Origin of the sequence: Mesoplasma seiffertii ATCC 49495, from assembly GCF_000518725.1 — a bacterium.
Lineage (GTDB): Bacteria > Bacillota_I > Bacilli_A > Mycoplasmatales > Mycoplasmataceae > Tullyiplasma > Tullyiplasma seiffertii.
On record NZ_JAED01000007.1, the window covers coordinates 1 to 12,918 of the forward strand.

Sequence of the window (12,918 nt, forward strand, 5' to 3'; positions counted from 1 at the left end):
TGGGTAGCTATATGCGGAAAGGATAATCGCTGAAGGCATCTAAGCGAGAAGCCTCCTTTAAGATGAATTTTCCCATTCGTAAGATGTAAGATCCCATGTAGACCACATGGTTGATAGGATGGATGTGTAAGCGCTGCGAGGCGTTAAGCTAACCATTACTAATAGATCGAGAGAATTTTAGAATAAAATCTATTACTCAACGCACATTTATATAAAACAATAAATTTTTCAATCTAGTATTCAGTTTTCAAAGAACAATCAAAAAACCAAGATCTGGTGATAATAGCATAGAGGTCACACCTGTTCCCATACCGAACACAGAAGTTAAGCTCTATTACGGCGACAATATTGCATTTGTGAGAAGATAGCGAGTTGCCAGTTCTAAAAAAAAGAAACCGTTAGGTTTCTTTTTTTATAAATGAAATATATTAGTTTAATCCTTTGTCGAAGTTACCGCAAAGTGATATTATTAAATTAAAAGAGGTAAAAATGAAATATATTGAAGTTGAAGATATCATAAATAAAGAGGTTTTTGGAAATTCATTTTCCATTGAAACTATCGTTGATATTGCAAAAAATTATAAAAGATTTTTTTCTGAATACAGAATTGTATCTTTTAAAAATAAACTTATACAAAACAAAACTCAGTCAATTGAAATTAAATTTGGTTATGCAATGGAAAAAATAGTTGAATTTTTTTTGATTGAAAATGGTTTTGAAAAGATTAACAATAAATTTAAAGATTTGGATTCAAATAAGGATTATGCAATTGATCAGTTTTTTCAAAATGAAAACTCAATTTATATAGTTGAGCAAAAAATGAGAGATGACCATGATTCTAGTAAAAAAGTGGGTCAATTTATAAATTTTCAAAGTAAAGTTAAGTATTTGTCAGAATATAGAACTGAAAAAGCAAAATATGCATATATATACTTTATAGACGAACAACATAAAAAAAATAAGAAATACTATAATGAACAAATTGAGCTATTAAAAGAGCAATACAAAGGTGTAAATATAGACATATTTTATGGAATTACTTTTTTTCAAAAAATTAAAAAAAGTAAAGAGTGAGAAGACTTATTTCACCATATCAAAATGTATAAAATGAAGTTTGAGGATAGCGACATATATGGAGCTGATTATTTTAAGCATGTTTCTGATAGTGATATAAAATTGGCAGCGAATGATAAAAAGTTCATTAGAAGTTTAGAGAAGTTGTTAATAAACGAAATTTCTAGAAAGGAAATCTATGATACTTTTTTCATTAATAATTCTTTTTTAAGTAGACTTTTAAATTATATTAAAAGTGATATTATAGAAAATATCATTACGGAAGGGACAAGTAAAAATGAAGAAAAATAATATTTATTTGGGAGATAACTTAGAACTTTTCAAATGTCTTGAAGACGAATCAATAGATATGATTTTTGCTGACCCACCTTATTTTATGCAAACTGAGGGTAAACTAATAAGAGTTGATGGTTCTGAATTTGATGGTGTTAAAGATGAATGAGATAAATTTGCCAATTATGAAGAGTATGATAAATATTGTGAGCAATGAATTAGTGAATGCAAAAGGGTTTTAAAATCGGATGGTGTTTTTTGAGTTATAGGGTCTTTTCAAAATATTTATAGAATAGGAAAGCTACTTCAAGATTTAGATTTTTGAATTATTAACGATATTGTGTGATCTAAGAGCAATCCTGTACCTAATTTTATGGGGACAAGATTTGTAAATTCTCATGAGACATTGTTGTGTGTTACAAAAAGCAAAAAATCTAAGTTTGTTTTCAATTATCAAACCATGAAAAGAATTAATAGCAATAAGCAGATGAAATCTGTATGAAATATTCCGATAACAAGCTCGTCAGAAAGATTGAAGGATGAAAAAAATAACAAAATTCATTCTACTCAAAAGCCTGAAAAGTTAATGGAGTATATCATTTTGTCTACAACAAATTCTGGAGATACGGTTTTAGACCCTTTTTCAGGTAGTGGTACAACCGCAGCTGTCGCTAAAAAGTTGGGAAGATCTTTTATTGGTTTTGAACTTGACAAAAAATATTATGAAGCGTCAATTAAAAGAATTGATTCTGCTGAATATATTCCAAATATTTATACCGAGGCTATTTTGGATATAAAAGCACCATTGGTTCCGTTTAGCAAACTTATTAAAGATGGATATATTAGTCTTCAAGGAACGCTTTTAGATATTAATGATTGTGAATATCGTTACGATGCGAATGGAAATGTAGAATATAATCAAAACTTTTTTTCCATTCATAAATTAGCTGCCTTGCTGAACAATAAGGTAGCTTTTAATGGTTGAGATTATTGAAGAATTAAAGATGAAAAAGGAATAAAAAGTATAAAAGAAATAAGAGATTTGTATAGAAAAGAAGTGCTAAATTTCGAGTTATTGAAGTAAAACAAATGTATAATTTATTTAAGTCAGAAAGGATGAACTTATGAGTTATAAGGGAAAAGCAATTATATTTTCAGATTTGGATTCAACATTGTTAAGAGATAATCATTATTTTTCTAAAAAAACTAAACAAGTTGTGAAAGACCTCCATGAACAAGGAATCATGTTAATTCCCATTACTGCAAGAGCTACTAAAGATATTTTAGATCAAGCAAGACGCTTAGGATTACATGAAATTGGCGGAATTTGTGCAGGTAACAATGGTTCACAAATTTTTGACTTTAAAACTAACCAATGAATATTAAATGAGTTTTTATCAAAGAAATTAGTAAAAGCAGTTTTTGATACTTTTTATCAAACATATAAAGCGAAAGTTCATTTCTATGGAGATGAAACTACTTACGTTTTTAATGAAGGTAAAATGTCAATGTATTGAGCCCAAATGATGGCAACTGATTATGTTGTGGCTGAAAGTGCTGAGGAAATAACTGAGGCAATTTCGCACTTAACAATCGTGCTTAAAAAGGGAACAACAACAGCAGAATCAGAAGCTGCAATAAAAGATATTCGTGATAAATTTTCTCAAGATGCCGATATTCATGTATATACAGAAAGAGTTATTGAAATATGTCCGAAAAATATCAGTAAAGGGTATGCCGTTAAAAAAATCACTAAATATTTAGAGTTAGATGATACAGTGAAAACTTATGCCTTTGGGGATGGACCTAATGATATTCCAATGTTTGAAACTGTGGATGCTGGAGTAGCAGTTAACAATGCAATTGATTCCTTAAAGATGATTGCTCAAGATGTTACTGAAGATACCAATGATAATGACGGAGTTGCTAACTATATTTATAAAAACATATTAAAATAATAAAAAAGGAGACTATTATGTCAAATATTATTAAAATTACATCAAAAGAACAATTTGATCAAATTATTGCAAGGGAAAAAAATGTCTTTGTTGACTTTAATGCTCAATGATGTGGGCCATGTAAAATGTTAGCCCCATTTGTGCATCAATTAGCTGAAGAAACTCAAGGAGTAACATTTTTAGATGTTGATGTTGATTCTAATTCAGATCTAGCATTGGAATACCAAATTATGTCAATTCCAGCTTTAATGATGTTTAAAGATGGAAAAATTGCTAATAAACATACAGGATTTATGGCTAAAAATCAATTAACTGAATTTGTTAAATAATATATACGTCAAAAACTTTGTAGCAATTTGCTACAAAGTTTTTTTTCTAAAAAAATGCATGTTAATATTTGCACTAGTACTGGAGCTTGCTCTTTGCACTATCCTAAAATAACTGTTTTTTTAAATGAATAATGCACTAAAATAAAACTTGTTCAAAATATTTTACAAGCGCAAAAAATGTGATATATTATTAGTGTGTTTATTTTATATTCTTATCGCCTACGGGCAGTCCCTTGGGGAAATAGATAAGTCTATATCCGACAAAGAGCTTATTTGGCTCTTTTTTTACGTCTAGTTTGGTATACTTAATTGTATAGAAGGGGCGTTGATTATTTAAAAATTTAATATTTTAATATTTTAATATTTTGATATCTCCTTTTATGTAGAAAGGAACAGTCATTATATGTTAAAAGAAAAAGTATTTATTATTGTTTCAGAAGATGGCAAATTTTCTTTAAAAGTCGAAGAAGGACTAAGTAAGCTTGTTAACTCTTCAGATGAAGAAAAGAAATTTGCTTCTAAGTCAATTAAACGTGAAACTAAAAAAGTAATCGATATGCTAAAGGTTGATAAAAATATGAATAACAAAAATTCAGATGAAATTTTGAGTATTTTAAAATCAATTCAGGCTGACATGGTTCAAGTTAAAGATGACATTGTTGAAATTAAAGCTGACATTGTTGAAATTAAAGATGACATTGTTGAAATTAAAGATGACATTGTTCAACTTAAAGCAGATGTTAAAGATTTGAAAGAACGTGTAACTATTATCGAAGAAAAATTAGAGCGTAACAATATTCAATAGTCAAACATCTGTCTACGGACAACTTCGGGAAATAACCTACGGGTTATTTTTTTATGTTCAATTTAGCAAAATTAAAATATAGGAAAAATATGAATTAAATATATAAATCTTAAACTTACAGAACTTTTGCGATAAACATATAAGAAATGTATATACCGTATATAATATGACAGGTAAAAAATATGAATGAGCAAAGTTTAATTGCGATCACAAAGATTTTGGTCAGAAAAAATTTGCTTATCAGAGAACTAAGTTCAAGGCTGTGTTTAGTAGATAATGTAATAATTGGGAGTATGCTGCGGCAAATGATTTAGACTATACAACACGAAATCTAATATCACAAGTATACAAATAAAATGCTAAGTAACAATGCTAAAAATTAAAAATAATTTTCACTATATCCTAAATGGCAAAATAAAGTTTTATTAATAAGAATTTTCAAGTAATTTACATAGCCTTATAGCTGCAAAATGCTTTTATAAAGAAAAGAGTACATTGATTGTTATTTCGCAGCGTAAAGCAAACAACCAGGAAAAAAAGCCTTTATTAGAATATGAAAGAGACTACTAAAAAACATAATTTTTTCAAAAAACTCTAAAGTTTTTTAAAGCTATTAAAACAATGTTTTACAAGCGCAAAAAATGTGATATATTATTAATGTGTATTTATTTTATATTCTTATCGCCTACGGGCTGCCCCTTGGGGAAATAGATAAGTCTATATCCGACAAAGAGCTTATTTGGCTCTTTTTTATTTAATTTGATATAATTGCTTTTATAGGAGGGAACGGTAACTATATGTTAAAAGAAAATGTATTTAGTATTGTTTTAAAAGATGGCAAATTTTCTTTAAAAGTTGAAGAAGGATTAAGTAGGCTTCTTAATGCTTCAGATGAGGAAAAGGAATTTGCCTTTAAGTCAATTGAGCGTGAAACTAAAAAAATAATTGATATGTTAGAGTCTGATAAAAATAATTAATAAATATAAAATAAACAAAATTTTAGAGGCTATCAAGAGCATGAATACGGCATTTGGTGTTATCCAAAAAAGAACGTGACAATACTCAATAATAAAGTATTTGTTTACGAACAACTTTGAAAAATAACCTTTAGGTTATTTTTTTATATTCACTTCGATTTAATCAGGGTAAATAATTAAAGTATTAATGCAATAAGCATAGATAATAGAGAAATATTATTTGACCTATATTTTTAAAGTAAATATTAATATAATTAAAATATAGGATAAACGAGTTTATGAAAGAAAGGAGAGACGAATGAAAAAAATACTTACACTGATTGGAGCGTTGAGTATAACTGCAGTCTCTTCTATTTCTGTAGTTAGTTGTACTCCCAAAAAAGAAAAATTTATAGTTGACGCTTCAAAATTTAAGCAAGAAGTTGATTATATTGTATATAAGCAAAAGTGAAAGTAAGTTTGTTACACCTAGAGTTGTAGCAACTAAAATGACACTAAGTGAAACTGAAATTGAAAATGAAATTGAAACTATGATTGAAAAAGGTTTGGTTAAAATTGTTGCCAAAAATATTGATTTTTCCCCATTGTTTATAAAATTAGCAATATCTTCAGAACAAGAATATTTAGCTCTTGAGGATAAAACTTTTATTGCAACAATTCAAGAACAATTATCATTTGAGCTTGAAGAAGAACAAATCAAAGAGTTAGAATCTGTTATAAATAAAATTGGTGAAATTAAAGATTTGCCTGATTTAAGCAGTGTTAACAAAAAATTGGAAAGCTTTAAAATTGAAGGAATTGAATCTCTAGTAGCTTCTCTTAAAGAATCAGAAGTTGATGTTACTGTTACCGTTAAAACTAAAGAAAACTACAAGTTAATTGGGGGAAACCAATTTGACATTATGGGCGCTATTATAAGTCTTCATAGTTTATTTTCTGAAAACGACTTAGGATACATATCTAAAAATACTGAAGACGTTATCAAGAAAGCCTTATGAATTAAAAACCAAGATGTTGATGAAGAATACATAAAAAGCTTAAATTATGATATCAAAGAATCAGAAGCAATAATCACTGATCCAACAGGTGAAAGAAAAGGTAACTTTAAAGTTTTATTTGATAATTCATTTGAAGAGGAATGACAAATTGACAAAAGCAGAATAATTAGCTCTCAAGATTTAGGATTAAATTCTTTAAATGGAGAGTTAAAACCAAAAGGAACTACTGGTTTAACTTTATTAAATAAAAAAGATAATCCTATTTTGGATTTAGATAATAAAGCAAGTTATAAAATAAATTCAATTCCTAAAGATTTCGCTTGAGTTAGAGAAGACTTGTATTTGGGTATTGATAATAATACTGATCAACTTAATTTATTTAAGTTTGTAGAAAAAGACCAAATTGAAATTGTAGATAGTGTGTCTTTATCGTACAATACTGAAAAGCCATCTTATAATTTTAAGTGAGACTTAATTGATAGAATTGATGAAAACAATTATTCACTAGTTAACGCAACAGAATGAAATGGAACAGCTGGAAGAACATCCACAAATGTGGTTACTAGAGTTAAAGTTGATTGAGATAAGTTAACTGGGAAAGCAAATATTGAAAAAACTATAGGAACTTTGCAGTATGGAGTTTATAAATCTTTTACTAGACCTGATCAGACTGTTAATAAAAATGCTTCTTACTATGGTACTTTGAGTACTGCTATTTTAAAGGGACAAAGAATTAGTGTTGGACAAAGTTTTATTTCAAATCCTTCGCCTTTGCCAAAAGACTTAATCTCAATAGCTGAAGCTAAAATGTACCGTGGTGAAAACACAATAACAGGGAAAAATAAGGGTGCTGGTTGGCAGGAAGATATTCATGCGTGTTTAAAACCCTGAAATGAACATTATTTGATAACTTTTGTACGAACAGGACAACTTGATGATGTATTAAATCCATTTGAAGGGGGAATTAAATCACCACCGTCTTCTCTTGTATGAAAAAGAATTAGGTAATCCCTTGTCTGTTGCACAATTAAAAAACGGGCAAATATGAGTAAACACAAGTGATAAAATGTACCCATTGGTATATTTTACAGAATAAAAAAGAGCAGACGGTTGTCTGCTCTTATAGAATCTTTTAACTTAACATTTTTATCTTTGATTTAGGTTTTGAAATCTATTGCATTTTTTTAAAAAAGTGATTAAATAAAAGTAAGAAGAGGTACTCTTCGAAAGGAGTTGATAGTATGACAAAAGTCTTATTATTAATGACAAGATTACGGGAACTTAAAGATTTAACTTAAAATGAAATTCTTTAGGAGAAAAGACCAATGTACACTTTAAAGCCTTAGTGCTTAACTTTTAAAACTGAATATTATTATTTGACCACAGAAATGAGGTTGATAGGATGGTACTAGTTACAAAAAATTTAATTATTAAAAATATGTTAATTGCCTTAATTGCCCAATGGAGTGATCCAACGATTTAATAGAGACTCATATAAAATAAGTCTCTATTAATTGATAAAATATTTTAGTTGTCTGCTACGGCATAGTTTGAAAGCTAATCATGGTAATCAGTCCAAAAATAGCTTCGTACCCTATTTATTAGTTATTCAATACTTCTAAAATATTTATCTAGAAAGCGTAGGTAATAATTATGAGAAAACTTATAATAACTTTATTACCACTGTGAAATCGAACACGGTAAAGATAGTATTTAATAAATATAATAAAATGTTATACTTATTCAAAAATTCTTAATACTTTAATACCGAAAGGAAAATAGCGAAATTTAATTAAAACTTAATATTTAAATAACGGTTCAAACCGTATCAAAACCATGAGTATGGTTTAAAAAAAGAGGAATTAATCCTCTTTTTTATTTTCTTAATTATTCGACTTCATCAAAAAAGCTGGTAAAAAATTCTAAAACTTGAAATCTAAAACTTTTAATGTCATCAACTGTTTCAGTTTCGACACCTTCTTCAAGTTCATAAACAGTTTCAAACTCGATGTAGTCATAAACTAATTTACTAGCGCTAAATCATAATGTGTCAATTGATTCTTCTTGTTTGTCTAGCTCTACTAAGAAAGTTTTAAATAGAGTTGCTAAATGTTGAACGTCTTCAATCGCCAATTCTTTAAATTCAGCATCACTTTCTTGGTCACTATTAATAATTTCAATTATATTAGTTTCACAGCTTTGAGCTGCAGCAATTAACTCTTTAAATTCCATAATTGTTCTCCTAGTCATATATAAATGATACTAAATAATACTTAAATTGTATATTTTTAATTTGTTATAATTAATTATGTAAAAGAATCGAGGTAGCTCAATGTACAAACTAATTGCAATCGATGTAGATGGAACTGTTTATCGTCATGGACGGGGAATTCACCCCTTGACAAAAGCAGCAATTGCTAAAGCTAAAGAATTAAAGATTCCAGTAGTAATTGCAACTGGAAGAAATATTTCAACAATAATTCCAATTGCCAAAGAATTAGAAATTATGGATCAAGCAATTCCTTTTGTAGCTCAAAATGGGGGGCAAGTTTTTAAATTTGAACCTAATGGAAAAATTAGTATTGAATATACTCGAAAGTTTAATGACCAAGAGTCCCACTGAGTTTTTGAAATGGCTAAAAAGTATAAAGCGAAAGTTTTTGCTTATACAGAAAATGAAAAAGTAGCTTATAAAAATGTTAGATTTTCTACTTTCAATATATTTATGTGATTTCGTAGTCATCGTAAGATGTATATCTATAAAACTAACCAAGCGCTAATATCTCCAATTACGAAATTTATTGCTTTTGGCAAGAAGGCGAACATGATTAAAATGCGTGCTGAAGCAGAGAATCAAGGATATCCAGTTTTTGCTTTTAGTTATGTGAGCGATGCTAAACAAAATATTGAAATTAATCCGATTGGAGTTAATAAAGCCGAAGGGTTAAAAACTGTAATTTCTCAACTTGGAATAACTTCTGAAGAAGTAATTTACTTTGGAGATGGTGAAAATGATCTTGAGGCAATTAAATGGGCTGGGCATGGAGTAGCTATGGGAAATGCCAACCAACATATTAAAGCATGTGCTGATGCGACAACATTACATTGTAATGAAGGTGGTGTTGGGCAATATTTATTTGATAATGTATTTAATTTAAAGGAGTCAAACAATGACAAAAACTAAAGAATTTGAAACTGACATCGAAAAATTGGAAAAAGAAATCAGAGAAGTATTACTAACTTGTAATTGTGCTGGAGAAGGTGTTACCGAAATCAACTCATTTAATTTAATGGGACCAACCGAAAATGAATTTATTCATGCGATGGCAAATGTGACATTGGAATCTAAAACAACAAATTTATTGTTAATTTATTCAACTGTTTTTAAAAAACTAATTTATGTAAAACATATTGATTAAAAGTAATGAAAGAAACAAGGTTTTCACAAAACCTTGTTTTTTTTTTTTTTTTGAGAAAATATAAATATTCGAAAGAGGTAAACATGTCAGAAAGAAATACAACGTATAACATAAGAAATATTTTAGGATATCAAAGAGCAAATAACAATGAATTTTACACTCCAGCAGAGCCAATCCAGGAGTTAATAAAAATGCTAAAAATCCCAAAAAATAAGATCATATGATGTCCTTTCGATACATCAGAAAGTGAATTCGTAAAAGAATTTCAAAAAAATGGATACAAGGTTATTTATTCCCATTTAGATTTTAATCAAGATTTTTATTTATATGAGCCAAGTGAAAAATGAGACTTAATAATTTCTAACCCGCCGTTTACAGCGAAAAGATTACTAATTGAGAGATGTGAAAGTTTTAAAAAGCCCTTTTGTTTATTATATGGAGCAACAATCTTTTCTCAATCAATGGGAAATACTTTAAATAGATGTGAATTTTATTTTTTGCAAAAAAATATCAAATTTATTCTTAAAGATGGAGGAACAAAATCTTTTCAATGTGCTTGAATATTTAGTAAGGAGTTTCCATGAAAATAGGTACTATAGTAGAGAAAAAGTGAAAATACGATACAAGTTATCAACGAAACATTGCTTGAGTTAAGAAGATTAGAAATATGCTGATTGATTCAATAATGAATGATTATCATATACCAGGAATAATTATTGCAAATAATGAAGTAGTTGATGGAAAACAACGACTAACAACAATTGAGGACTTTTTAAAAAATAAGTTTAAATGAAAAGATTCAACAACTAATGTAGAAAAATACTATAAAGACTTTGTTTGAAAAGAGCAGGAAAAATTTAATAATAAAGAAATTGTAGTTACAGACCTTGGAAATATTTCAAAAGAAAAAATATTGGAAACTTTTTTAAGAATTAACGAAGGAAGTATTAAATTGAATAAGGCTGAACTTAGACTAGCTAAAGCAGACCCAGACAATCGAATGATGGTTAAAGATATTGCAATGAATGAAAATATAAAAAAGATATCAAACAATAAAAAAAATGATAGCAGATTTAAAATTGAAGATTTGATAATACGATGTATAGCCATTTTAAATATGCCATTCAATAAAAAAGACGTAAGACAATTTATGAATGAAATTTTAACAAAACCATTAAATGTTGAAGAAATTAAAAAAACTGCAAATGAAACTATTGATACAATGTTTGCAATACTTGGAATTGAAACCATTCCAATTAAATCGTTTAATACCATTTTTGAAGCTATTTTTTGTGCCATTTATGTAAATATAAGCTCTAAATCAAATTTTTTGTACAATCGAAATGAAATAAAATCGCAAATTATTCAAAAAATTGAAGAAATTTCTGCTGATCAAATGGGTGGAGGAATTAAATTTGATAGCAAAGAACATATATACAAAAGGGTAGAAAAAATTGCGGTAATATTAAGCAAATTTTTAGTTTCTAAAAAAAGAATCTTTAGCTATGATGAAAGAGTAAAACTTTGAAATTCAAGTCCTCATATTTGTGGCATATGCAAAAAGAATATTCAATCTATAAATGATTTCGAAGCAGATCATGTTGAAGCATATGCTCTAGGGGGCGTAACTTCTTTACATAATGCTAGAATTTTATGTAAAAAATGCAATATTTATGAAGGAAGCAAAGTTAAAGAAAAAATTAAATTTGGTGTAAGTTAAATTAGTAGTACATTATTGTACTATTTTTTTATTTTTAAGTAAAAAATAATATAAAATAAATTAGATACAAAAAGGAGTCGGTTACTATGAAAAATTTAATTAAATCACAACAATTATCTAACTCAGAACAATACTTAATTTTAGAATGATTAGACGTAGTAATCACTCGTACTGAAAGACATGAAATTGTTTTAGAGACTGAAAGTCTCTCCCTTAAGTAGAAGTCAATTTAATAGGACTTCTATTTTGTCGTGCTTAAGCGATTTTAAATAATATAAATATGTTTTTTAAAAGGGAGAGAATAAAATGGAAAAAAATAATATTTTAGAGATAAGAAATATCACTAAAGATTATGATGGAAAAGTTGTATTAAGAGGAATTAACTTCAACGTTCATGAAGGAGAGTTTATTACTCTGTTAGGACCATCAGGGTGTGGTAAAACAACAACTTTAAGAATTATTGGGGGATTTGAAAAACCCAACAGTGGACAAATTCTGTTCGAAGGAAAAGATTTGTTAGCAATACCAATTAATAAACGTCAATTTAATACAATTTTTCAATCATATGCTTTATTTCCACATTTAGATGTATTTGAAAATATTGCGTTTGGATTACGCAACAAAAAAACTAAAAATGACATGGTTGAGCGTGAAGTTATGAAACAAATTCGCCAAGTTGGTTTAGAAGGTTTTGAAAATAAAAAAATTATGGATTTATCTGGAGGTCAAAAACAACGTGTGGCAATTGCGCGTGCGTTAGTGATGAAACCAAGAGTTTTACTTTTAGATGAACCAATGGCAGCATTAGATGTTCAATTGCGTAAAACAATGCAAGAAGAATTAAAACGTTTACAACGTGAAATTGGAATTACTTTCATCATGGTTTCACATGATCAAGAAGAAGCTTTATCAATGAGTGATCGTATTGTTGTTTTAAATAATGGAAGTATCCAACAAATTGGAACTCCAGAAGAAATCTACAATGAGCCTGAAAACTTATGAGTTGCCAAATTTGTTGGTTCATCAAATGTTATTCAAGATGGAAAATTTTTAGAAGACCGTAAAGTTAAATTTGATAGCAAAGTTTTTGAGTGTGTGGATACTAACTTTGGAGAAGACGAAGAAAATATTGACATTGTAATTCGTTCAGAAGATATTAAAATTAAAAAACCTAATAATGGGTTTTTCAATGGAACAGTTACAAATACAACTTTTAAAGGAGTTTATTCAGAAGTTATTGTTGAAACCAAAAAAGGACGTTTATGAAAAGTTCATACAACTGCTAGTCATGAAGTTGGAGAAGAAGTTTCAATCAAATGAGGAATTCAAGATATTCACGTAATGTGAAAAGAAATTGATAACTAA

At 28.2% G+C, this 12,918-nt stretch carries 15 protein-coding genes and 2 rRNA genes; 16 read left to right on the forward strand and 1 reads right to left on the reverse strand.

All coding sequences use genetic code 4. From position 1 onward, the window contains the following. The 10 genes from L872_RS0100060 to L872_RS0100105 form a co-directional block, all read left to right on the forward strand. Positions 1–183: ribosomal RNA gene (locus tag L872_RS0100060) — 23S ribosomal RNA — on the forward strand; the annotation flags it as partial. A gap of 89 nt (positions 184–272) precedes the next feature. Beyond that, positions 273–381 (forward strand): 5S ribosomal RNA (rrf, locus tag L872_RS0100065). Positions 382–489: 108 nt separating this feature from the next. Beyond that, positions 490–1,365, forward strand: coding sequence for an HpyAIV family type II restriction enzyme (locus L872_RS0100070; protein WP_027062894.1), 876 nt, complete (start codon positions 490–492; stop codon positions 1,363–1,365). Continuing rightward, positions 1,352–2,431: a site-specific DNA-methyltransferase gene (locus tag L872_RS0100075; protein ID WP_027062895.1), complete on the forward strand. Its 1,080-nt coding sequence runs from the start codon at positions 1,352–1,354 to the stop codon at positions 2,429–2,431. Before L872_RS0100070 ends, L872_RS0100075 begins: the two co-directional genes overlap by 14 nt. A 40-nt stretch (positions 2,432–2,471) precedes the next feature. Further along, positions 2,472–3,305 carry a Cof-type HAD-IIB family hydrolase gene (locus L872_RS0100080; RefSeq protein WP_027062896.1) on the forward strand — a complete coding sequence of 278 codons (834 nt, stop codon included), beginning with the start codon at positions 2,472–2,474 and terminating at the stop codon, positions 3,303–3,305. A 17-nt stretch (positions 3,306–3,322) separates the two neighbouring features. Then, positions 3,323–3,634 (forward strand): thioredoxin, encoded by a 312-nt coding sequence (gene trxA / locus L872_RS0100085; protein ID WP_027062897.1) that lies wholly within the window; start codon positions 3,323–3,325, stop codon positions 3,632–3,634. Positions 3,635–4,037: 403 nt separating this feature from the next. Beyond that, positions 4,038–4,439 (forward strand): hypothetical protein, encoded by a 402-nt coding sequence (locus tag L872_RS0100090; RefSeq protein ID WP_027062898.1) that lies wholly within the window; start codon positions 4,038–4,040, stop codon positions 4,437–4,439. A 797-nt stretch (positions 4,440–5,236) separates the two neighbouring features. Continuing rightward, a complete protein-coding gene (locus L872_RS0100095; RefSeq protein ID WP_027062899.1) occupies positions 5,237–5,416 on the forward strand; it encodes a hypothetical protein in 180 nt (59 codons plus the stop codon). Between the two features lie 298 nt (positions 5,417–5,714). Continuing rightward, positions 5,715–5,873 (forward strand): lipoprotein, encoded by a 159-nt coding sequence (locus L872_RS05080; protein WP_169729883.1) that lies wholly within the window; start codon positions 5,715–5,717, stop codon positions 5,871–5,873. Beyond that, positions 5,848–7,422 carry a DnaD family protein gene (locus L872_RS0100105; RefSeq protein ID WP_027062900.1) on the forward strand — a complete coding sequence of 525 codons (1,575 nt, stop codon included), beginning with the start codon at positions 5,848–5,850 and terminating at the stop codon, positions 7,420–7,422. Before L872_RS05080 ends, L872_RS0100105 begins: the two co-directional genes overlap by 26 nt. 879 nt (positions 7,423–8,301) lie before the next feature. On the opposite strand, the gene L872_RS0100110 is transcribed toward L872_RS0100105, so the two are convergent. Next, complete coding sequence (locus tag L872_RS0100110) at positions 8,302–8,646, reverse strand: protein kinase family protein (RefSeq protein ID WP_027062901.1); 345 nt, start codon at positions 8,644–8,646, stop codon at positions 8,302–8,304. A 100-nt stretch (positions 8,647–8,746) separates the two neighbouring features. Here L872_RS0100110 and L872_RS0100115 point away from each other — a divergent pair, with 100 nt between their 5' ends. The 6 genes from L872_RS0100115 (at position 8,747) to potA (ending at position 12,918) form a co-directional block, all read left to right on the forward strand. Continuing rightward, positions 8,747–9,598: a Cof-type HAD-IIB family hydrolase gene (locus tag L872_RS0100115; RefSeq protein WP_027062902.1), complete on the forward strand. Its 852-nt coding sequence runs from the start codon at positions 8,747–8,749 to the stop codon at positions 9,596–9,598. Next, the gene (locus tag L872_RS0100120) at positions 9,585–9,833 is read left to right on the forward strand and encodes a hypothetical protein (RefSeq protein ID WP_027062903.1); all 249 of its coding nucleotides are present in this window, start codon (positions 9,585–9,587) and stop codon (positions 9,831–9,833) included. Before L872_RS0100115 ends, L872_RS0100120 begins: the two co-directional genes overlap by 14 nt. 83 nt (positions 9,834–9,916) lie before the next feature. After that, positions 9,917–10,423, forward strand: coding sequence for a DNA methyltransferase family protein (locus L872_RS04385; protein WP_051418392.1), 507 nt, complete (start codon positions 9,917–9,919; stop codon positions 10,421–10,423). Further along, positions 10,414–11,553 (forward strand): GmrSD restriction endonuclease domain-containing protein, encoded by a 1,140-nt coding sequence (locus L872_RS04390; protein ID WP_036268763.1) that lies wholly within the window; start codon positions 10,414–10,416, stop codon positions 11,551–11,553. Before L872_RS04385 ends, L872_RS04390 begins: the two co-directional genes overlap by 10 nt. Before the next feature lie 86 nt (positions 11,554–11,639). Then, the gene (locus tag L872_RS05210; RefSeq protein WP_279306699.1) at positions 11,640–11,774 is read left to right on the forward strand and encodes a hypothetical protein; all 135 of its coding nucleotides are present in this window, start codon (positions 11,640–11,642) and stop codon (positions 11,772–11,774) included. A gap of 85 nt (positions 11,775–11,859) precedes the next feature. Continuing rightward, positions 11,860–12,918 (forward strand): spermidine/putrescine ABC transporter ATP-binding protein, encoded by a 1,059-nt coding sequence (potA, locus tag L872_RS0100140; protein WP_027062904.1) that lies wholly within the window; start codon positions 11,860–11,862, stop codon positions 12,916–12,918.